The sequence below is a fragment of the Halotolerantifilum yawarlongkerapense genome (assembly GCF_054506745.1).
On record NZ_CP199719.1, the window covers coordinates 1638810 to 1662350 of the forward strand.

Below are 23541 nucleotides of genomic sequence, written 5' to 3' on the forward strand. Positions count from 1 at the left end.
AAGGGCCCGAGCTCCGTGGTGTCGAAGCCAGGGGCCCTCTGTCGTTCCCTATCTATGCCTTTTTTTCTGCTTTGGTTTCCGCTCCGGTGTTCTGCCAGTACTCCTTGAAGAAGACCACGAAGACCCCGAGCATCAATCCGAGCACCGCGCCAATGGCCAGATTGAGCATTTTGTTGGGACCGGTGGGTCGATTCGGCACGAAAGCGTCCGATACGACGATCATACTGGATTCTGCGATTCGCGTGGATTCTGCGATCCGCGTACTCTCGAGCTTGTTAACGAAGGCATCGTAGATCTGCTGGGAAGTGGCCACCTTGTTGTTCAGTAGCTTCTCCTCGTACTCGCGCTCTGCGTAGATGACCTTCAGTTCGTCCAGCTCTTCTTCCACCGTGGTGATGGTCTCCTCTAAGCGTACGGTCTGCTCCTTGTACTTGGTCTGGAGGTTGATAATCTCCTGGCGCAAACGCGTGACCATGCCCTCGAGCTCGGCCTCGCGGCTCCTAAGCTCCGTGTACACCGGGTTGATCTCTTCGGACTGAAACTGGATTTCGGAAAGATCCGATACCGTGGCACCCGTCTGATCGCGTAGTGCGTCTTTGACGACGGGTTCATTATATATACTCTTAGAAGTGCTGAGCATCTGGGGTGTGCTCGCCAAGTTGGCGCGCACGGTGGCCAGCTCGCTCTCGGCTACTTTCAGCTCCAGCTCCTTCTCCATGGTATTGGTCTGGTAAGCTTCCTCGAGGCCCGTTCGCTGGGTCTTCTGGGCGTTGAGGAAGTCGAGTTTGATCTGGATCTCGCTGTTGAGCTCTGTGGAAGATTTACCGCTGGCCAGGAGGTCCTTGAGCTCCTGTAGACTCTGCTCGAGGTTTTGCTCCTCATCCACAAACTGACGGCTCAGGAATTCGTAGGAAGTTGACAACCGTTCATCCTGCATGCGATCGATAAAGGAAATGTACTCCCGCTTCACTGCATTGGCAATCTCTGCAGCGAACACAGGATCCGTATCGGATACCGAGATATTGATCAGGTACGTATCATTGCCCGAGCTGACTGTGATTTTGTTCGCCAGCTGCTCGTACGTGTAGGGTACCTCTTCTCCGTCCCGTTCGACGGTCAGGTTCTCCTTCTCAATCACCTGGCTGAGTACCTCGTAGCTTTTGATCTGCTGCTTGTAGGACTCTAAGTTGAGCGACGGATAGGTCGAGATGTTGTTCAGGATTTCCGTGATATTGTCCGCGTTGGGATCTACCCGCTGCGGTTGCTCGATCGTCGTGGGCATCAGCGTCACGCTGGCCTCGTAGGTAGGATCCATCACGAAAAAGGACACGATCCCAGCCAAGAGGATGGCCACCCCCGTGAACCCTGCAATCCACCATTTCCCGCGTAGTAAAGCTTCGATTAACTCCCGAAGGCTGATTTCATCGTATTGTTCTTGGTAATTTTCCAATAGTCTTCACCTCATCATCATCTTTTCATCACCTCATATTTTAACATATTTCACCAACCTTTTGGTCCTCGCAATATTAAAATTAGATTATATGATATTCACTAGCGAAATTCGCTGATTCCAAGGCTTTAAGCCCATCATTGAATGGGCTTCTGTGCATATTCATATGGGAATCATTATGATATAATAGCCATGATATTAAAGGAGGTCACCAACACCATGATACAAAAAAACCAGAAGCGCCAGACCTTTTCGTTGCTGACGCTACTTCCCATTATTCTCTTCGGTGTGATCACCCCGGCCCTCGTGAAGGTCATGGGTGTACAACTGCCGGAGACCGATTTGTTCTGGACGGTCTACAAGGGAGAAACCCTAGATGTCTTCAGTTATGTGAAGAGCCTATCCATCATGATTTCAGGGGGCGCGGCCTTCGTGATGCTCGCGATGTACTTTTTATCCAAAAAGATTACCTTCAAGAAGGGGCCGATTCTATACGCTTTCGCCGCCATGGCCCTGCTCTTCATCCTGTCCACCCTGACGGCCTACTCCCGCCCCATCGCCCTGATGGGCTTCAGGGAGCGCTATGAAGGCCTATGGGTGCTCCTGTCCTACCTGATCATGGCCCTTTACACCGGGGTGGTCCTGTACGACCAGAAGCGACTCTCCATTGTGATCAAGGCTCTCTACATTGTCTCCCTGGGAATGGTCGTCATCGGTATCTTCCAGTTCATGGGCCAGGATTTCTTCCGTTCGGAGCTGGGTACCAAGTTGATGCTCCTGGGTAAGTACTCAGGCCTCGACCCCGAGAACGTCAACTTCACAGTGGGCGAGCGCCGCGTCTACATGACAGTCTACAACCCCAACTACGTGGGTTACTACCTGGCCATGCTGATTCCCTTCGGCATTACCATGGCTATCTTCCACCACCAGAAGCGCTGGCAGCTTCTCTGGGCTGGCCTCAGTGCCTTGTCCATCGTCACGCTGATCGGTTCCTACTCGAGAGGTGGTTTCGTAGGGATCACGGCAGCCCTCATCGCCCTGGCCCTCTTCAATGCACCCTTTCTCCTCAAGCGCTGGTGGATCATCTTACCGCTCATCGCCCTCATGGGCTTCGCCTTCGTCCAGGCCGACGAGTCGCTGGACAATATCTTCACCCGAAGGTTGGACACGGGCTTCCAGATTGAAAAGACGGAGAACAACGCCCTACAGCGTGTGATCACCAGGGACAATGAACTCTTTATCGACTACCGCAACGAGCGCTTCGTCTTCACCTACGACCTAGAGGATCGAGGTAAAGGTGTTGAGTTACACACAGAAGATGGCACGCAGATCAAGATGCCTTTTGACAAGGAGAATAAAACCTATACCTTTGAGAACGAGACCCTAGCAGGATGGACCATGCAATACGGAAACATGGAGGACGACCTATTCATCCGATTTCGTTTCGATGGACGTGAATGGGACTTCGGTCTTGGTGAATCTGGTTTCTACTACATCAACCAATTGGGACGCAAAATCCCCCTGAGAGATGCGGAGACCTTCAGCCCGCTCGATGGTTACGAACGCGTTGGTTCGAGCCGCGGTTATATCTGGAGCCGTTCGATTCCACTGATTATGGATAACCTGATCATCGGCGCCGGTCCCGACCACTACGTGATCGAGTTCCCACAAGACGATTACGTGGGCAAGCGACATGCTTTCAGCAATCCGAATATGATCGTAGACAAACCGCACAACTTCTTCATGCAGATGGCCATCAATACCGGTCTCCTGTCCCTCATTGCCTATATGATAGCCGTGGTCCTGATCCTAGCCAAGCTGGCCACGATCAACTTCATGAAGCACGAGACAGACGAGCAACACTACTTCTCCCTGGTGGGTAAGGCCAGCTTCGTGGCCATCATCGGTTACCTTTTCGCAGGTCTTACGAACGACGGCAACGTCAATGTATCGCCCCTCTCCTGGATGCTGATCGGCTTCGGCATTGCCGTGATCCTGTACTTCGATTACGAGGGCAAGTTGGAGAAGAAGAGCAAGAAGGCCACTGCCTGAGTTCACCGCAAGCTAACCGACACGAGAAAACTCAAGTTATTGACAGAGCAAAGGCCGCCCGCCCACAAGAAATCTTGTGGGCGGGCGGCCTTTATTATGTTGAGATTATTCTTCTGTTCCAGCCGGCTCTTCCATTGTCGTTTCCTCGACAGCGTCTTCAGCGGGCTCTTCTGGGAAGGGAACGTCTAAGTGGTACTTACTGTCGAAGTCTCGCATCTTGGTCATCAGATCCACGCGTGACTCGATGTAGGCCAGGTAATCGCTCACCAGGTCATTGTGTGTCGCCTGCAGCTCGACATAGGTGATCATGCCCAGATCGTACTTGAGCTTCTCACTCGCGTACAGACGCTTATCGTAGTCAAAAGTCATCTTGTTGATCTCGCTGGTGTTTTTCGCATTGAGCAGATTGTTGTGCTCCGTGAAAAGATTGAAACGGGCGGAGCGCCTAGCATCCAAGAGCGCCTCTTCTGTATCCACTATTTCTTCTTGGGTATCATCATAGAGGTCGGCGTCGTCGTCTGCCTCGTCCAGAATCAGCTCTACCTTATACTCAAGCAGTTCAAGCTCTCGCTCGAGGTTCACGATTTCCGTGATGCCTTCCAGCTTGTAAGCTTCAATCTTCTCGAGATCGTAGTCAATCACCACGGGCGTCGTATCGATGGGGCTGGCCAGCGTCACCTTAGTGATCAGATCGTAGTTGATCAGTTGCTTAAAGGAGTAAAGCTGATTCTCCAGTTGATTTTCAAGCGCCGAGATTGATTGTTGTCTTTGTGAAAGTGCGAGTGCCAATCGGTCGTAATCCAACTGGGTGATCAGGCCTTTTTCCAAACGGAGTTTAGCATTGGATAGCTCCCGCTCAGCTGTGGAGACGAACTCCTTCTCTGTGACCAGCTGAAACTCTGTAGCCTTGATCTGATGGTAGAGGTCATAGGCTTGGTTTTCAAGATCCACGATCAGGTCTTCTTTCTGTCGTTCTAACTTCTCGATAGCGAATGCTTTCTCGAGAGACGTGAGGTTCTCTTGGAAGGTCAGGTTCAAGCGTTCCTCTTCATCCATATAACGGGCGATGTAAACATCTTCCGCATCAAACTCAGCACTTCTCAATTCGTTTTCAGCCAGTTCGATTCTCTTCTCTAGGATATCAAATTGGGGGTTATCCAGTGCATAGATCATAGCTTCATCTAGTGTAATACTGGTATCCACCACGGCAAACCCGATGCCCTGAAGGCTCAATAGTGCGACCAGCAGGCCGACGATCATTTTTCTTCTCATTGTCCTTGTCCCTCCTCGGCAAAGGCCGGTCCGACACCTACGGCATCCATGAAGCGGTCGTAGGTTGCATTATAGGTACGTAGCGCTTCTTTCAGTGCATTATCTGCCATATCTTTCTGGAATGTAGCCAGGTCCATTTGGACCCTAGTCATATACCCGAGCTCATAGCTCACGTATGCATGACGGTAGCTTTCCATGGCATTGACATAGGTCTTCTCGGCATTCTGTAGTGCCACAAGCGCCGTCTTTATCTCTTTGTAGCCGAAGATCACGTCTTGAATCAAAGCATCGAGTGTGGTGGATAAGGTATCTTGTGCTTCGAGCAGAGTGATTCTGGCATCGATAAAGTCATCGGAGGTTTCCACAGAGGTTACTTCAGAAACCACGTCGTATTTGATCTGAGCGAGTTCAAGGCCTCTCAAAGCATCGTTATAGTCGTAACGTGTCTCCCGTGCACTCTGCAGGTAGTACTCTAGCGATTCAAGCTCACGTGATCGCGTACGGATTGATTCGCGTACGGAAAATGCAGTCTGAGCATCACGCTCGAGCATTTCGTTAAGTTGCATCTTGAGGTTCGCCAGTGATCGTTCGAGGTTTTCCACCTGCTTGATCTGGGCCTGATAATCCATCTGCGCTTTTTCGTTCTCTAGAATAGAGACTTCACCCAAGGACAGTTTAAGCTTACTATTCACTGCCTGACGTTCCGTGATATCTAGGTAGTCTCTTTGAAGATCCAATGTATTCTCAAGAGATAAGATGCCTTCATAGAGTCCTTTGAGACCTCGACTCAGTTGAATTGCTGTTGTTTCGCGAGTATGCGCCAACTGGTTGGCGCCGTGGCGCACGTTTTCATAAGTATACTCGCCAAGCAGTTTCATTTGAATGTAACCACTCTTGCCGGGATCAAAGGGAATAAACATAAACATGAACCGGAGTTTCTCCAACTCATCTTCCTGGTCATCGGTAAGCCGAACGCCATTGCGGTCGAAGCTATCCAGCTTTTGGTAAAGCTCAAAGTCTTCAACGAGCTGTCTTTGGGACATCCCGCGAGCCTGCAAACGATCAGCTTGCTTTTCAATCTCTTCAACCTGATCGTCCAGGTTCTCGAGCACGTCGCTATTCTCCAATAGGATCTCGGTGGCCTCATTCAATGTCAATGCTGGAGCAGCGTATGTAGCTCCACTTTGAAGAACCAACCCGAGTACCAATAAGAGAACCGTTATCTTATTTCTCATCGCACGTTACCTCCTTATCCCTTTTATCATACCCCATGCAGGTTAATTTATGTGAAATGCTTTCTTAAGATTTTATGAAGTCGGAACAACCCCTAGCTATTACCCGGGAAATCAATGGATTCAATTCTTTCCTTCAATACCCATCTATTATACCAAATTCTGTCCTCCTACTCAGGATGTACGTGATGATCTCATCAACTTTTAATATGACAGCAGTCAGGCCGTTTAAGAAATCGTTTGAGAAACCCCGATACCCATCCGTAGATCTGTCGCCTACAGCTCTAGACTCATTATAGCAAAACACATTGATCGGTTTCATAACCTATGTTACCAACAGGCTGATACATAGAAAAATCCGCACCTCCAGTTTTTCAACTCAGAGACCCGGATTAGTTTTTTCACTTCTTCACTCATGGGGACAGGCCCTATCGAGGAAGAAACTTTTTCATTCGAGATGCTCTACCGTTGCTATTACCGATGCGCAGGATTCCATCAGACGACTTTTTTCCAAGAAAGTACCTGGACCCGCAATCTTATAGCAAAACACATCTATCGGCCGCATAACCTATGTTACCAATCGACCGATACATACAAAAATCCGCGCCTCCAAGTCATTTGACTCAGGGATGCGGATTTGTTTTTTCACTTCTTCAATCATGAGGACAGGCCCCAAAGCGGAAGAAACTTTTCCAGCTGGTAAAGCAAGTCGTTGCTATTGCTGAGATGCAGGGTTCAATCAGCTTACTTTCTTCAGGGAAAGTGCCTGGCCCCGAGATGGACTTCTTCACTACTATACCGCACTCTGACTCCTCACCAGCCATCTAAATCCTCTCCTGCTTTCGCCTTTGATGATTTATACCCTTTCAGGAACCGATGAGGTCTCCATGGGTCACGTCAATATACTTTCCCACTGCCCCAGCCCTCTTAACATCATGTGGATCTGCTTATGGTATTGGAGTCTCCCACACTTTACAAGGTTCTCCTCCAGCATCATGCTACCATGGGTTTTAGTTGCAGCTCTGTGCAGTGGTTTGCCTTACGATCCTCCGCACCCCTTTTCGCAAAGACGCACTATCGCTCAGCTATCTGCTTCCGCCATATCGGTGCATTCGGGACTTTCACCCTTTAGTATATTGCGCTGCCACGCGCACAAAAATCCCCCCTCGAAAACGAGGAGGGATTTGTAATCTCTAGTAACTGAAATTAGTTACCGTATACTGCATTGTAATCTGTTGCAGTTGGAATCTCTACGCGAGTATCTCCAATTTTGTTGTTTCCTCTGAAGTCTCGAATAGTGGTAGCGAATACGATATCTTCTTCATAGAAATCGGAAGCTGTAATTTTCTCATCTGTATCTTTGACTCTGATCGTAATCTGGTTTCCGCTAGCAACTACTGATGTAATTGCCTCGTCGTTTCCACCATCATACTCGTAGCCAGCAATATCTACAACTGATACGTTTGATACAGAAGACTCATTAAGAAGCTCTTCAAAAGTTACAACTACGATAACGCCATTAGTAACAGTATTGTCATTCGTCACAGTAATATTAGCGATATCCTTAACTGTACCTTTGTCAGCGATCTGAACTTCTGGAGCAATCTTATCTACGACGTTAGTGTACAGACCGTAGTCAATCTCTTCACCATATCGATTCTCAGAGAGAACTCTGTCAGCATCTTTAACAATCTCTACCATGAGATTTGTTGCGTCATAATCAACTAAAGCAACATCATCATCTTCGAGAATTGTAAGAACTACTACGCTGTTACCATCGCTATCTTCATCTAAGTCCACGCCTACTTCAATAACAGAAGCAGTTGTGTTGACATACACTACGAAATCATCGTCATCAATATCGTCTAAACGATCTTTCAGAGTAACTTTAATCTCGTCTGTATCTGTAGCTTCAATCTTCTTAACTTCAACTTTGCCTTCACCAACAATGTCAATGTCAGCAGAGAATTCGTCCATGAAGTTACCAGCAGCATCAGCTACACGTGCAATGCGAACATCATACTCGTTAGTATCTACATCTGCTTTAACGAAATCGAATACATCTTCTGCCTTCGCATCTGGCTCATCTTTAGAAGATGGGATCGTAATCTCTACAGCTTTGCCATTATCAACAACGTCGATAACAGGTTCTTCGCCCAGAGAAGAAAGCTTCACTTTAGTACCATCAGTATGAACGATTGTGTACTTTTCAATATCGTCTACTGAGTATTTCCCTGAAGTAGCCATTTCTTGATCGAAAGAAATCTTGAGCATCTGATCTTCTTCACCAGCGTCATATACTTTAGCTGAGAAGTCGTCTGGATCTGGAGATGTAACGTCTTCAGCAGTGAAGTCGTAAGCGATTTTATCCATCACATTTCCGCTTCTGTCTTCAAAGCCCTCGATTACTAACGTGTAGTCTCCGCTTAACTCTTCGTCGAACTCAAGAGTAATTTCATCAGAAGTATTCTGAGTAACGAAATCGAAGTCGATATCTGCATCGTCTCCATCGCTATCTAGGAGCTGGAAGTAATCTTCTGGCTCGTCTTCATCAAATTTCACATCTTCGTTAAACTCGATTACTACACGATCTTCACGATCTTCATCAGTGTATACGTCAAGAACTACAGGCTTCTCGTTATCAATCTCAAGCTCAATAGCAACTCGAAGTGTTGATTCATTCTCGTTATCCCATAAATCGTTTACAGCATTACCATTAACGTAAAGGTAAACTGTGCCTTCAGGCATCTCATAATCTTCGTCAAATTTGAGCGTTAACTCCGCTCCATCGATTTCTGCTTTATCAAACACATTTTTAGTATTTGTGTGGTAGAAATCATCATCATCAGAAGCATTAGTTACTTCACCATCGTAGTTCTTGAAGTTAACAAACTCAATATCTTCGTTGAAAATCAAAGTAACTTCAGTGGCAGATGCATTCTTGTATCCAACAACGAAAGGTGCTTCATCATCTTCTACTACTTCAATCTCAAATACTTGAGAAAGAATGCTGTAGCCAGCGAAATCTTCAACATCATTATCAACTTCAACAGTTAACATACCTTCTTCAAGCGTACCGTAAACCTCTACGTTGATTTCAGTAGCGTTATTCGCTGCAGTTACAGATTTTACATAGTAGTCTTCTACATCAAAGTCATCTTTCTCAAAAGTCTTAATCGGTTCTGAGAAGAATACTTTAATCGTATCATTACCTACTACTTCAGCTTTTACAGCTTCAGGGAAAGTCTTGTCAAGGAACTCAACTTCGAATGTAGCTTCAATCACTTCATTCTCATCAAGATCTTCAACGCCTTCAACTGTTACTTCAGAAACCTCTTCTTGTGAAGGGATATCATCAGTAAGGTCAAGTGTCAGAATGACAGTCACACCATCTTCGAGAAGTGTAGCATCTTGAAGATCGAAATCTTCGTCTTCTACGGAGTAGTTGTCAGTCTTCTCAGCAGACTCTTTGTCTACTTCTTGATTGAAGACTACTTCGATCTGAACGAGGTTGAGTGCTTCTACAGAAACAACTTCAAGCTCTTCAGGTGTAACTACTACTGGAGCTTCTGGCTCGAGTACGCCAAGCTGTACGCCAAGCTTCTCAGTTGCGCCATTAGGAACAGTGTTTACAGCTGCCAGCATGAATGCGAAGCCTTCGCCTCGAGTCAGCATTGCAGTGTTCATCACTTCTACGTCGATGCCGATTGCTGCAGCATCTTCCATAGCGCTAGCCCAAACTACTTCGTAGTTCAGAACGTTCAGTACGAAAGCTGCCATTTCTTGAGCTGATACAGCGTTCATGGGCTTGAATGTTCCGTCTGGGTATCCAGCAGTCCAACCAGCCATTTTGCCGTAAGCTACGAAAGGTGCGTACCAAGCTTCTGCGTCAACGTCTGAGAAACCAGATGGTAACTCAAAGTTTTCAGCGTCTTCTACAACACCGTTCAGCTGTGCGAAAAGCACCATTAACTCAGCACGATTTAACGTACCCTCTTCGTCAAGTTCTTTTTCAGTTGCGCTTCGGCCTGCGATCAAGTTCCACTCATAGAGCTGATCGCCCGCGGTCATATGCTCATCCGCGAAGGCTAAAGGCATACTACCCAGTACCAGCACTAAAGCTAGTACTAATGATAATACTCTCTTCATGTTCAAATTCCTCCCTTATAATTGTTATGTACTTTTTAGGGGTACATCCCTTGTTCTGGCATGAACCACAATAGCCCACGCCAATCCTAGCATTGATTATATCACTTGCTCGGTGACCAGGTCAATCTCTCCCATTTCTTGTAATAGAACTGTAAAAGACTGAAAAATCAATACTCGGACCTTCTAGACCCATTATACAACAGAATGACCCAAGATGCATTTACAATTGGGTTACCATTGTGTTGATTTTCCGCTAAAAACCAAAAGTTATCAACAATTGTCCTGTGTTTATCCACAATTCGTATCCACAACCTGTTGATAACCACGTTTTGGCGGATCTGGGCTCTTTTTGACTTTTATCCACCTGTGGACTGAATAATCATAAAACCGTATGAAATAGGAGAACCTCTCGATCGCTCGAGAGGTTCCTTTTGTTTTTCTAGTTGTTCTGAAGGTAGTCGATCGCCTGTTTCAGCACCTGATCCGCCATCTGCTCACGGATCGCCGTATTCAGCTCGCGCTCCGTCTCATCCTCCAGGATCCCGTCCACGGTAATCCCGCGCTCTTCTTCAAAAGTCTTTAGGATCCCCTCCGTACCCGATCCAAAGAGGCCATCCACAGACAGCTCGTAACCAAGAAGCGCTAATCTCTCCTGCGCTGCATACACATCGATGCCCACGCTTCCGCGCTCCAGCGGATCCTCCATCACGAAGGGTTGGAGATTCTCCACCTGCTCGTAAAAACCCTCGTCCACATCAGCATCGACCGTAGGGCTCACGCCCACACCATCGATCTTCACATCACGGCCCACCAAATACTCGGCGATCGTCATCTTTACACCACTGCCATCGGACAATTCAATAAGATTCTGAACCGTGCCCTTCCCATAGGACGTCGTCCCCAGGATCGTGGCGCGATTGTTCTCCTTGAGCGCACCCGCCAAAATCTCCGAGGCACTAGCGCTACCCTCGTTAATCAGCACAACTGTTTCTCCCTTATAAAGCATATCCACAGAAGCGATATAGGACTGGTCCTCTCTCGCCCGGTAGTCTACCGTCAGAATCGGAGCGCCCTTGGGCAGGAACAGGTCTGCAATTTTAATTACCTGATCGAGAAAACCACCGGGATTATTTCTCAGATCCACGATTAAGGGACGGTCGCCGTTCTTCGTGAGCGCAGCCGCCACTTCCTTGAAAGCGTGCTCGTTAAAGGTCGATAAACGTAAATAGCCCATACCTTCCTCAAGCACCTCATAGGTCACAGGATGTACCGTGATTACCTCGCGCGTGATCTCCATCTGGATAATTTCCGCCGCGCCTCTTCTTTTGACCCCCAGCTTCAGGACCGTGCCCGGCTCTCCACGCATCTTGTTCGCGACCATATCCAGGGCCTGGCCCTCTACCGAAACGCCATCCACCTCGACGATCTGATCGCCGGGCAAGATACCAGCCCGATCACCGGGTGTTCCATCAAAGGGAGAGATCACCGTCACGTAACCATTCTCCATGGTCACCTGCACACCGATCCCGCCATAAGTGCCCGTGGAATCGATATTGAAGGCCTCCAGCTCCTCTTCATTATAGTAAACACTGTGCTGGTCTAGCGCCTCGAAGAGGGCCTTGTAAGCCGCTTCATAAAGAAGCTCTTCCTCCACTTCCTCATAATAGCCCTCTTCAATGTACTGCATCAAAAATTCCAATCGCTCCTTGGGGGTATCCCCTCCGCGCACCGTGATCGGGATCGCAAAGGCCGACGTGGCCATTACCAGGACCAACAACAGCGAGGTCAGGACAACAGTTGCTCTTCTCTTCATATTTCATCGACTCCTCTATTTCTACATGTGTTCTTTATTGTACCACTCACGTGTGTCCAGGCAAAGGGTGGTCACAGAAAGTTAAAGACTCCCGGATAACCCAGGAGCCTTTTTTCTATCTGACGTTCAAAATGCTTTCCCGATAATCATAGGTGATCGTATCGCGGATGTGGTCGATGAACTTGACCAAGAGGGCCGCTGCCTCCGCCCGCGTCATCTCGGACTTGGGTCGGATCGATCCGTCGGCATAGCCCGATACAAGGCCGATCTCGCCGGCCACGTACACCTGGTCCTTGGCCCAGGCAGCGACCTGACTATCATCCGTATACATCGTGGCGTAAGGCGGCATCGGCGCCAGGTTCTCCAGTCCCAGCGTGTTGATCAGAATCGCCAATACCTCCTCGCGCGTCACCGTACGGTCCGGTTTGAAGAAGCCCGTCTCCCCCGCCATGATCCCCCGTTCTTTTAAGAAGGCGATATGGTTGTAATCCGCATGGTCCGAGTCGATATCGTAGAACAGCTTCTCATTTCCCGGTCTGGCCCGGCGGATAATCTCCGCACGCGTCGCCGGCTCGATCGACGTGATCGCATTGGCCAGCGCCTTCCCGAACTCCAACCGTGTGATCGGCGTATCCGGCGAGAAGTAGGTCTCCGAGGCCTCCAGGATCTCCAGAGAGGTCAAAAGCACGATGGGCTCCTCCGCCCAGTGGCCGCCCACATCCTTTAACTTGGGGGTCACCAGGCTCCGGCTGTCCGTCACCAGCTCGCGGAAATAACTCTTCTCCACCGTCTGCCGATCGTACCGCTCGTCTTCCGAGGGGGTACTGGCCCGGTAACTCATCACATTCTCCTGGTGTTCCGTCATGATGTAGTTGCCGCGGAAAGAGATATTCTGCGGGTCCGTCCGCGTGTAGCGAAAGCGCGTCTTGTCCAGCGAGCTCATCTTCACCTGGGCCTGGACCTCGTACGGATCCTCCGTCTCCGAAACCGTCAGCGTGTGGTTGAGAATCTGCGTCTCGCTCCGGCCCCAGTAGTGATCGTAACCCACGAAGGTATCGCTGGTGATCTCGTAGTCCACCCGTCCCTCGTTGTCAGCGAAATCGCCATTCAAATAGTAGACACGCTTCAAATAGAAGTTCCCGTTGAAATAATCCACCGCCGGCGTATTGTCCGTCAGCTTGGTCTGGTCGTACCGGTAACTGGCCAGGTTGTACTCCGTCCCGTCGATGGTGATGTCCTCATCGATCCCCGCGAGCTCCACCTTGGTGGTGGTCTGGTCGTAGTCGCGACGGTCGCGGACCACCCGTAGACTCACCGTCCGGTTGATCTGGGCACCGGCCTCTTCATTAAAGAGCTCATAATCGTAGGTCAGGCGAAAGTCATCGTCGTCTTCCGGAATCTCCGGCAGGGTCGCCGTCCCCTTGAGCAGAATCGGCTCCCCCGACAGAAAAGTGATCTCCTCGTAGTAGTAGGTTCCCTCCGTCATGGTGGTCTCCCCCACGATCCCTGCCTCAAAGGAGGGGACGTAGGCGAAGCCACCGCCGGAGACCAGTAGGCTGAGCATCAATGCGCCTATCATCATTCGTTTCATCATCTTAATCCGCCTCCACAAAGATCAGCACGGCATCCTCGAGACTGCGCAGGAACATGAGCTCATCGCCCACCTCGATCTCGCGTTCCTCGATCACTTCACCCTCGCGGATGAAGAGCGCCTCCGAGTGCTCGATGGTCACATCGTTGGTCTGTGCACGCCACTCGCCACCGACGCGCGACCACTCATAGGCATCGGTCAGGGTAAAGCGGCTCCAGTTCTCGTCTTTTTCTGAGAGCAGGCCCCGCGTGATCCGGTAGGACGCCAGTGTTTCGTCGATGGCCTCCGGAATCTCATCCCGGTCCTCCAGGTTGTCATCCAAATTCTGCTGATAGTCCAGGCCCTTGTGGCGGAGCTTCATGGCCACGGTCCCACCCTCGCCGTCGGTTACGATCACGGCGTAGTAGCGTTCGTAGGTCAGGCCCTCATCATCCGTCGATCGGTTCTCCGTCCGAGAATAGGGCTCGTTGAAGAATGTCTTCTGGTCCAGTTCCGTTGGTGGAAGCTCGGTGGCATCGATGATCTGCGTCTCCGTAAAGGTGTACAGCATCTCGCGCTCCTCGCGCGTGGTGTTGAACTCGAAGCCATCGATATCGGCCACGTGATCCAAGGTAAAGTAGTTGGCCGCCACCTGGTCGATGGTCCCGAAGCGTACATTTCTAAAGTAGTCATCGAAGAGACCCGTCACCTGCAGAACGTTGGCGTGGTTGGTCCCGCGGTAGTAATCGCTCACCACCAGCAGGTGGTCGTTGTACTTCAAATTCTCCGGCGCGATCAGGCGTCCGTTCTTTAGCACAATGGTGCCTTCCGAGTAAGCCACGTTTTGCTTGGAATCCAGTTCCACGCGCGACAGTGCCTGGTTCAAATCGTCGATACTATCGGAGAAGACCTGCTCGCCACCCTTTTTGATGGTGGCCTGCATGCCCCGCTCATTGCCGTAAAAGTCCTCCACGACCACATAGATCACATCCCCGCGGTAACCGCGCAGGAGCTCGTCGAGCGCCAGGTAGCGATCACCGTGGTAAACCCTGCCATCGTCGTGCATCTTGATGGTCACCGTGTGGGTGTCCATCTTCTCGAAACGCGTGTTCGCCAGCGTATAGGGCTCTTCTAGGACGAGACTGCCCGTCGCCAGATTCACGTTGGCGATGCGACCCCGGTAGACGTTCTTGATGATCCGCTCCTTGCCCTCCACCTCGATACGCGAGGGGCGGTTGGTATCGATGGCATCGTAGTAGACCTTGACCTTGTCGCCCATGCGGATGGCCGAAGCAGCGATGGCCCTTCCCGCCTTGACGATCTCCGGATCACCGGCCAGAGAGACCAGCATCTTCTCGCCAGTGGACAGCGTGAGCCAGAGCCCGTCATTGTTCAGGGTATAAACGTCTCCCATGCGCATCTTGCCATAGGCAGGAATGTAGCCGGGGTTGAGGAAGGTCTCCCCATAAACCTGGGTGATCGTACCGTTCTTGACCAACAGTTCGATATCCTGTCCGAACTTCAGATCGCCCATCGCCGTCGGGCGACCGTTGATCATGGTCTGGGTGTAGGAAAGGTAGGGGTAGGTCTTGATCTCGTTGTCATAGGTATAGATCGTGAGGGTCTGCTCCCCTTCGTCGAGGCTGCGCAGCGTCCCCTTCACCCGCTCTTGCGTCAGTGGTTGCTTCTCCAGGTAAACGACCTCCTGGTCACCGGTCACGATCATCATGATCGTATCCCCCGGCACCAGGTCCGAGATCTCGCCCACACCTTCAGGCAAGAAGACTGGGATCTCTTCCTTGATGCCCGTGTAGAGGTCTTCCGTCACCACGATATCGAACACATCGCCGGAGTTGGCCACCACGCGGACCGTCTCATCTCGCATGCGGTTGCTATCCTTGATGTAAGTGTTTTCAAAAGTATCCTTCACTTCGGCGTAATAGGCACGCGTTCCCTCTAAGTCCGCTTCGGTGATAAGCTGGCGTAGCACCGCCTGGTCCTCCAGCGACCGCACGTAACGGACCTGATCGTCTAGGGTGTAGTAGGCCACCTGATCGCCCACCTTGAACACGCTTTTACCGGAGATCACACCCTTCCGGTACCCCACGTAGTTCGACTCCGTCCGCGCCGCCCGGTCTTCCACCGACCCTAGCGTCGTGTAGGTGCCGTCCAGTTCTTTCAAGGTCAGCTCGTGGATAATCCTGTCGCCACCAGCCTGGGCTTCCGTGGTTATTTCCACCGAAACCACCATGCCGATGCCCTCCTCAATCCCTAGCCCATCACTGGCGTAGGGCAGGCCTCGCGCCAAGGTCAGCGCCGCCTCGCCCCGGGTCAGCTGACCACGGGGATTGAGCCGTCCGTCGTTCTCACCCATCAGGATTTTTTCCGCGAGCACCGGCTCGATGAGCTGCCGGTTGGAAGGGTCCACCTGGTCCCAGTCTTCAAAGGCCATGAGCGTCGAGAGGTCGCCCGGTGTAGGAGCGAGACCCAGGGTCCGACCCAGCCACACGGCGAACCGTTCGCGGGTCACCGGTGCAAAGAGACCGCCGCTCTCTTCTTCCAGGAGGATACCGCGGTTCAAGGCCTCCTCCAAGTAGGTATTATCGTAAAGACGCTTGAGCGCCTCCGCGTTCATATTCTGCGCCTGGGCCAGCACCTGCTGGTTCACCACGTCGCCACCACCCGTCATCCGGACGAGGAGGGCCAGGGTCTCAAAGCCCGTCAGGGCTTCCGAGGGACGGTAGTCAAAGCTCCCGTACTTCTCCACGACGCCCAGGGCAGCCAAGCGGGTGACCTCTTCCTTATAGGGTGAATCCCCCAGATCTCTGAAATAGCTATCGATCAACAGGGCCTGCCCCTTGGCGTGAGCCCCGATCACCTCGGCCTCGGCTTCCTCGTACACCTGGGCTCGCAGGATGGGGACATTGAGATCCAGTGGCATCTCCTGGGTGAAGACGGGCATGGTCCCCACCAGGGCCAGGATCGTTATGTATAGTAGCGTGCGTTTCATCTTTGCAACCTCCCTCTCTTTTTTCCTTCTATAAGCGTCAAAGGGAATACCTCCCCCTTATGTCCTCACCGGGGACCGTCTCGATCAGCGAGACGGTCTCCGGTGAAGAGCCGAGTGTTGATGCACTCAGCGCTTCGTCGTAATCAGATAATAGCCCGGTCTCTGCACCGCGGTGGTCATCCGCTCCCCGCTCATCTGGAAGGGGACGCTGACCCAACTACTACCGCTGTACATCTTGAGATCCAGGTCGATGCGCTCCTGCATGGTCAGCCGGTGCGAGGCCACATCGAAGGTGAAGTACACCGGCGTGGACAGCATGCCCATGGGCGTGGCCGCCGCGTTCGTCACCGCATAATAGTCCACCCGGTAGAGCTGGCCCACGGCCCGTTCGCCACGGGGCAGACCACCCATCATCACCGAGGCGAAATCGTCCTTCACCGATCGGTGGACGATCTGGCCGTAGGTGCGGTCACGCGCCTCCAGGTTACGGAAGATCTGGGTGTTCAGCGCCAGCGGTGTGAAGTTCAGCCGCACCTTGCCGTAGTCCACCAGGATCAGCGACCGGTTGGTCTTGATCTGGTTGGCCGGCAGGGTGATCTTGTGGTCCTTCTGCTCGTAGGCCACCGTGGTCAGCTCGATGCCCAGGTTGGCCGGCAGGGTTCCCGGTGACAAGAGGACCTCATCGGAGGTCACACCCGTGACGACCTCATGGGTCTGGTCCTCCGGCACATCGGTCCCGCCATCCACATCCTCCGGTCCGATGCGGTCTACATCCTCCACATCCTTGGAGGTGAGATAGGCGATATTCGACCAGCCCGAGGGACCGTACTTGTTCACGGCCTTGAGGACGAAGTAGACCTTTTCACCGGCTTCCACATCCTCCACACCCTTGAGCTTAGTGATCTTGTAGGGTTCGATCTCCGTGCTATCGAGATAGCTGAAGTCCCGGTAGTGGTTCCTTCTCAGCTCGATGGTGCTCTTCGAACCGATATAGGTGTAGATTTCATAGTAGAGCACGCTCTCGGCATAGTAATCGTAGAGCCGGATGATGGTATCATCGAGCAGTTCTACTTTTAGGTTCACCGGATCCGAGGGCACGGGCACCCGGTAGTCGATGGACACGTCCCCATCGGAGATGCCACCGTCACCATTGATCACCGTGATGTAGACCTCCCCCTCCGCCGTGATCGGCGGCACCGTCACGCGAAGCGTCGTGCTGTTTATGACCTCCACGGTGGGACTGCGGAATCCCTCTTCAATCAGGAAATAATCGTCGTTACGCCACAAGCCGGTATTCTGCTCCTGCGTATCAGCGTTGGCGCGCACACGGTCGCCACCGAAGTAGACGGAGGCCCCGTCGATGAACTGCTCACCCTTGAGGGTGATGACCTCTCCCCCCTCCACAGAAATCCGAGTCTTGATATTGTCCTCGATCTCATCGTAGATAGTGGTCTCCACCTGGGGGTAGGAGACAACCGCTAGGGAAGCCTCGGCGATGGCCACGCCGTAGTCGTTGTTGTAGACCTGGACGTTCTTCTCGCCGAGGGTCAGGTTCTTCGGCGTGCGGAAGGTGAGTACACTCCCCCGGTCGTGGATTTGCACATCCGTCACGGGCACCCCGTTTCGGCTCCCGATGATCACGTAGGCCCCATCGCGGAAATCCTTACCGGTGATCGTTACCAGGTTGCCCCCGTAGACGGAGGTTTCAGCCGGTGAGATGTTGGTGATCTCGGGGTTGGAGAGGGGCTTTCTGTAGACGTAATAGATGCGCAGGGTCTCATTCTCCCCGTAATTGGGCCCGTACAGGTTATCGACCGTGGCCGAGTTGGCCAGGCCGAAGTCCTCGTTCTGGACGATGATGGGGAACTTGCGGTCGATATCCGTCTCCCCCGTGGTGGGCACCTTGGCCACGAGACTGTCGAAGACCTCTCCATCCACCACCGTGGTGGTGAGCTCGATGACCTCGGCCTGCCTTTCGCCGATAAAGACCTTGGCGTTGTTCCTGAAATCCTTACCGATAATCTCGATCTCCAGGGCCGCGTTGATGGAACCCTCCACCCACCACTCGCTCTCGTCCACGGACAGGACCGCGGGCTTCACGATGTGGATCTTGGGATCGCTGGCCGGGTAGGTGTAGCGGAAGCTCGTGGTCCCCCGTCCACCATCGCGGTTGGTGACGGTTACCGTCACCGTGCCGATGGTGTAGTAGGAGGGCGTGAGGACCGACAGGTGCATCTGGTTGTCGTAACTGACCTCAGGTGCATAGCCGCGCTCTACGATCAGCCGCCGATCCTCAATTTGTAGCTTCACGTACTCGAAGGCCTCACCCGTGTACGTCAGTCCCGTATAGGAGTCGAGACCGTTGGGCACATAGTAACGTCCCGTTTGGTCGCGGAGCATACCCATGGGGAAAAGGGTCGGCTGGTTGTCGTAACCGGAGAAGGTCCGGCTGTAGATCCGGTTGTTTTCCTCGAGGAAGAAGGTCACCGTGCCGTCGAGACCGTTGTAGCTAACCTTGAGTCCTCCCTCCAGGTTCACCTCGGTGCGCCCGTTGTTGATGAGCCCCGAGTTCGGTAGGGTCCGGTCGATCTGCCGGTTGTCGATGGTTCCGAAGCGGACATCGGCCTCGAGATCTTCCAAGATGACGATGTCATCGTCTGTGTCCCCGGTATAGCCGCGCATTTCCTTGCGGAAGAACTCCGACCCATAGAGATCCTTGATCTCTTGGCCCTGCCTTCTCCCGAAGCCCGGGTTGATGTTCGTCACCCTGGGGTTGGATGTCTCATAGCGGTAGGTCACCTTGTTGGAGATCCCGCTGTCGTTGTTGACCACGTAGACCTCCACGGCATCACCCTGTCCGGGCGGTGTGATGACCTTGAGGTAGCCGTTGCCGTACTCTACGATCTTGGCCTGCTGGTCGCCGAAAAAGACGTCGGGCAGGATCGGAGATTCGTAGTAGTTTTCGTAGTAGGGGTTCATGGTCTCGGTTAACTGCCAGATGGCATCGGGATCGACACCGGAGTCCAGCAGATCGTCCCACTCCCCGTTTCGGAAGAGATCCGTGTAAGGGTCCCCCACGTCGTAGCGGTCGCCACCGATCAGGTTGGTGTAGGGCTCGTAGAAGCGGAACTCGTAGCCGATGATTTCCACGATATCGCCACCGTTGGCTGAACCGGAGACGGGAATGATCCGGTCGATCTCAGGATCGCTCACCGGGATAATGTAGGTGAATCCCTCTTCCCGGTAGTCCGATCCGCCGTCGGGGTTAAGCACCACCACGGGAACCGAGAGACGGTCCACGCCGAAGTCCCCGGCCAGATCCTTGATCGAGGCCGGCATGCGGATGGTGACCGAGGTCCCATCGATCGAGACATTGGTGTCGACTAGCGGTACGGGAACGGAGTCCACGTACACGCGTATATCGTCTTCAAAGTCGTTTCCATCGATTCGCACGGTGTAACCGCCATCGACAGAACCAAAGTCCGGCACGATCTCTTCGATCACTGGATTGGAGGAGGCTTGGGTGATGTAGTAGAAGCGGTCGGCGCCCGCTCCGATCTCGCCATCGGATTTGGTGTCGGGATTGACCACAGCGATGTCTTTGTACCCCTTGCCCGTCGTAAGGCCAGGCACAAAGAAGCTCACCTGGTTACGGTTGATCACACGCGTACGGTCTCCCACGATTTTGCCCGTCTCCGTGTCGATCCGGTAGGGGGTGAGCAGTTCGAAACGCGTGGCGCCCACGATCAGGGCCGTGTCATCACTTGAAACAGACACGACGCCACCACCCTCTTCGCGGGCCTTCAGACCATCGCTGTAGTAGAGGGTGTAGCGACGGTCGCGCCCGTTCTCGAGCACGATGTCCCCAGCGGTGTTCTCGCGCAGGGTAAAGTAGCTCGTCCCGTCGTAGAGGACCGTGCTCTCCACGTAGTCGGTCACGGCCGCCTCGAGAAGGCCGCCGGCCGTCTCCACCACGCGCACCGGTGCGTTGTCTGTGTACAGGTTGAACTCCCTGCCGTTTGCCAGGGTCAAGGTCGTGATCCCCTCGGAGGTGTTGAAGGTCTGTGAAACGGCCCCAAGGAGCCTGCCCTCGCCATCGTAGGCCACGAAGGTCGTGCCGTTGTGGTCAAAGATCACCTCATCGGCGTTCCCATCCGTCAGCCTCGGTCGTTCCAAGCGGTCGCGTTCAAGTTCAAAATAGGTGCCCCCATCATCGGTGGCGTAAGTATTCTCTGCAAAGACCGTGAAGGCCGCCGCATCGCCGTCCCGCCGGAGGGCTGGCATGGGCTCGGGTACCGTGTAGGCTCTGAAGTCGATGTTGCCGTAGCTATCGTAGTGATAATCGTTGACGTCGCGTCCGTCGAGGAAAACCCGGGTACCGATCAGCTTGAAGCCGTCGAAACCGGTGGTGCCCAGGGCCGTGGGATCGGGCCTCAGGTAGTTGTCACCGTTGATCACCACAAGGGTCCCCTGGGTCCCTTGCTTGGGCTGGAAGCTCTCGAAAAGGGGATCCTTGTTAAAAGATCTTACGTAGGTAAAGTCGGCCACGGCTAAGCCGCCCGAAGGGTTAACCACCTGCAGCTGCGTGGTCCCCTCGCGTCCCGGGGGAGCCACGAAGGTCAGGATGATGTTGGCGCCCGTGGGATCGATCTCCCGGGTGAAAGCAGTGATCTCGTCCCCATCGAGGTAAAGACGCAGCCCTTCTTGGAAGTTCGAACCCACGACGCGTATGGTTTCACCGCCGTCGATGGTCGTGATATTGGGATCCACGGTCTCGATCACGGGAATATCGATGGTCGTCAGGAACTCCAGGGCATTGGTATAGAGACTCGCCGCCCCGACAAGGTCGCTCTCCCTTCGGGGGTTGGTCACCTGCACGTGACGGATCCCGAGGTCAGCGATGGTCAGGTCAATGGGCATGCGAAAGACGATCTTGCTTCCCACGTCGTTACCGGTGATCCCGGTCACGACATTACCCGCTTCATCGAGGACGGTCATCTGCAGGGGGATCACGTTGCCCGCTTCATCTCGCAGGATATCGCCCAAACCCGAGGTGCTCTCCTCGGCCTTGATGCGGACGACGCCTGTGATCTCCCGTCCGTCGTCCACCACAGTCTCATTGGGGAAGAAACCGATCTGGAAGACGTTGTTCTGCGTATTGTTGCTGTTCTTTTTGATCAGCACGGAGGGCTTGCGCGTGACGCTCTGCCCTTCGGCGTTGACCACACGGTCCACGAGGAAGTCGTCGCCCTTGACCACGAGGAGGGTCTCCTCCTTGAGCCGGTAGCCGGGATCGAAGTCGATGACCTGGATCAGGTCCGGGACCACCTCGGTGATCACCGGTGTGATTGTCGAAGGGATGTAGCGGTAACCGTTCTCGCGGGTCACGGATTGTACAAAAGTGTAAGTATCCACGATCACATTGGGATCATTGGGATCGTACTCATTTAATGTAGTGGTCAGCTCGATGAGGACGTCCTTCAGCGGGTCCGACTCCGCATCATCGATGATCGGCGTGCGGATGAGAAAGCTATCGGGCGTGCCCTGGGTGTAGATGTAATCTCCAAGGTTGTTCTTCAGGAAGCGGACGGGTTTACCGATCTGCACGGTCATCTCCCGTTTGATGGTCACGGGGTTACCGTCGTAAGTGCCGTCTTCGTAAAGAATGGTGAGCGTCTGGTCTCCGCTCAAGCCCGTGATCTCGCCGCCACCCTCCACGCTCAGGTTAGGAATGTTGAGGGACAGTAGGTTCCGCCCCTCGACCTGCACGTCACCGCCGGTATCGGGACCCTCGGGAGGGAGGAGCCGCTCGATGGTCGGGCGGAAGCTGGCGTCGATGACCAGGAAGGGTTCCGCTTCGTTCTCCTCGTTCAGTATCCGCTGCTCGGCGATGATCTCGCCGCTTTGGACCTCTGTGAGGACAATATAGTAGGTCCCCAGGCCGAAGTCCACGTGGTCGGGTACCAAAATGTTCAGGCGTCCCTCGCCCGTATCGCGGTTGATCTCCAGGGACACCGTCTCCGCTGCGTTCACGTCGGAATACACATCGGTCCCGTCGAGGGACCGCAAAAAATAGGCCCGGTAGTTCTTCTGGTCGTTGAAGTTATCCGCCGTGATCGTGGCGGGATCGCCCTTGGCGCCGGTATTGGGGAAGACGCGCAGGTTCTCGAGATCTAGATTCTGCACGAAGCGGAAGGCATCGGCATAGAGATACTCCACGGTGGTGACCAGGTCATCTGTCGTATCCTCCGTAATCTTGGAGATCCGGATGTTCTGGTAACCGTAGTTCTGGGCCGGCAGGGGTTGAAAGAGGGTCAGGCTGGTCCCGTCGGGAGACACTTCGTTCGGGTCCTCGGGTGTGAACACCCGCGTCTGGATCCGTCCGTATTCCGCCGTCACGCCATCCACCCCAATGTTATCGAGGTAGTTACCGCTCAGGGTGAAGTAGTTCTCGGGATCTGTTTCGATGCTCAGATCCTCGGGGTCCTCATCATCGTACAGATCCACGTTCACATTCACACGGTCTGCACCGTTTAAGTTGGGGAAGCTCCCCAGCTCCAAGGAGAAGATTTCTCCGGCGATGTTGAAGCGCCCCGTCAGGTCGCGCGTCTCCGCAGCTGTAAAGGTGTACTTGAGAAAGGTATCCTCCGATTCCTCCAGGGTCCCCATGGTCTGGAAACCACCGCCCAGGCCACTCTTCTCAAAGCGCACGGTGACGTTATCGAGTCCTGTACCGGAGATTTCCATGAAGGAAGATGCCGTATCGAAGCCATCGTGTTCCACGGTAAAGCGGATGTCCCGCACGAAAATATCCCCAGGTAATTTCAGCGCTTCCGTCGCCGGTATCAAGAGCAAAAAAGTGAAGAGCAAGGCGATGACGAGTCTTTTCATGATGACCTCCCGAAAATTTAGTATCTATGTCAATTACCTACAATGCCTGAAAATAGACGGTTCTCTCTATTATTATCGGTCATCTGGCGCGTTTCTTAACAT

Annotated in this window: 9 protein-coding genes; 1 reads left to right on the top strand and 8 read right to left on the bottom strand. The window is 53.0% G+C overall.

Annotated features, from left to right (window positions below; translation table 11 throughout):
• Positions 1 to 52: 52 nt before the first annotated feature.
• Positions 53 to 1450, bottom strand: coding sequence for a GumC family protein (locus tag ACULM0_RS07970; protein WP_463677020.1), 1398 nt, complete (start codon positions 1448 to 1450; stop codon positions 53 to 55).
• Between the two features lie 219 nt (positions 1451 to 1669).
• Here ACULM0_RS07970 and ACULM0_RS07975 point away from each other — a divergent pair, with 219 nt between their 5' ends.
• On the top strand, positions 1670 to 3502 hold the full coding sequence (locus ACULM0_RS07975; RefSeq protein WP_463677021.1) for an O-antigen ligase family protein: 1833 nt from the start codon (positions 1670 to 1672) through the stop codon (positions 3500 to 3502).
• A 105-nt stretch (positions 3503 to 3607) separates the two neighbouring features.
• On the opposite strand, the gene ACULM0_RS07980 is transcribed toward ACULM0_RS07975, so the two are convergent.
• The 7 genes from ACULM0_RS07980 to ACULM0_RS08010 all read right to left on the bottom strand — a co-directional run bounded on the left by ACULM0_RS07980 (position 3608) and on the right by ACULM0_RS08010 (position 23439).
• Positions 3608 to 4774 carry a TolC family protein gene (locus ACULM0_RS07980; RefSeq protein ID WP_463677022.1) on the bottom strand — a complete coding sequence of 389 codons (1167 nt, stop codon included), beginning with the start codon at positions 4772 to 4774 and terminating at the stop codon, positions 3608 to 3610.
• Positions 4771 to 6009, bottom strand: a complete 1239-nt coding sequence (locus ACULM0_RS07985) for a TolC family protein (protein WP_463677023.1) — start codon at positions 6007 to 6009, stop codon at positions 4771 to 4773. The genes ACULM0_RS07980 and ACULM0_RS07985 overlap by 4 nt, the downstream gene beginning before the upstream one ends.
• A gap of 1203 nt (positions 6010 to 7212) precedes the next feature.
• Positions 7213 to 10155: an S-layer homology domain-containing protein gene (locus tag ACULM0_RS07990; protein WP_463677024.1), complete on the bottom strand. Its 2943-nt coding sequence runs from the start codon at positions 10153 to 10155 to the stop codon at positions 7213 to 7215.
• A 439-nt stretch (positions 10156 to 10594) separates the two neighbouring features.
• Positions 10595 to 11968: a S41 family peptidase gene (locus tag ACULM0_RS07995; protein ID WP_463677025.1), complete on the bottom strand. Its 1374-nt coding sequence runs from the start codon at positions 11966 to 11968 to the stop codon at positions 10595 to 10597.
• 115 nt (positions 11969 to 12083) lie between these two features.
• Entirely contained in the window at positions 12084 to 13562 is a 1479-nt protein-coding gene (locus ACULM0_RS08000; protein ID WP_463677026.1) for an S-layer homology domain-containing protein, read from the bottom strand.
• A 1-nt stretch (position 13563) separates the two neighbouring features.
• Positions 13564 to 16548: an S-layer homology domain-containing protein gene (locus ACULM0_RS08005; RefSeq protein WP_463677027.1), complete on the bottom strand. Its 2985-nt coding sequence runs from the start codon at positions 16546 to 16548 to the stop codon at positions 13564 to 13566.
• Between the two features lie 126 nt (positions 16549 to 16674).
• The gene (locus tag ACULM0_RS08010; RefSeq protein WP_463677028.1) at positions 16675 to 23439 is read right to left on the bottom strand and encodes an IPT/TIG domain-containing protein; all 6765 of its coding nucleotides are present in this window, start codon (positions 23437 to 23439) and stop codon (positions 16675 to 16677) included.
• Between the last annotated feature and the right edge of the window lie 102 nt (positions 23440 to 23541).

Excerpts from the sequence above, each read along its gene's own strand:
- ACULM0_RS07975 (WP_463677021.1), top strand. The coding sequence starts at position 1,670 with ATGATACAAAAAAACCAGAAGCGCCAGACCTTTTCGTTGCTGACGCTA.
- ACULM0_RS07980 (WP_463677022.1), bottom strand. The coding sequence starts at position 4,774 with ATGAGAAGAAAAATGATCGTCGGCCTGCTGGTCGCACTATTGAGCCTT.
- ACULM0_RS07985 (WP_463677023.1), bottom strand. The coding sequence starts at position 6,009 with ATGAGAAATAAGATAACGGTTCTCTTATTGGTACTCGGGTTGGTTCTT.
- ACULM0_RS07990 (WP_463677024.1), bottom strand. The coding sequence starts at position 10,155 with ATGAAGAGAGTATTATCATTAGTACTAGCTTTAGTGCTGGTACTGGGT.
- ACULM0_RS07995 (WP_463677025.1), bottom strand. The coding sequence starts at position 11,968 with ATGAAGAGAAGAGCAACTGTTGTCCTGACCTCGCTGTTGTTGGTCCTG.
- ACULM0_RS08000 (WP_463677026.1), bottom strand. The coding sequence starts at position 13,562 with ATGATGAAACGAATGATGATAGGCGCATTGATGCTCAGCCTACTGGTC.
- ACULM0_RS08005 (WP_463677027.1), bottom strand. The coding sequence starts at position 16,548 with ATGAAACGCACGCTACTATACATAACGATCCTGGCCCTGGTGGGGACC.
- ACULM0_RS08010 (WP_463677028.1), bottom strand. The coding sequence starts at position 23,439 with ATGAAAAGACTCGTCATCGCCTTGCTCTTCACTTTTTTGCTCTTGATA.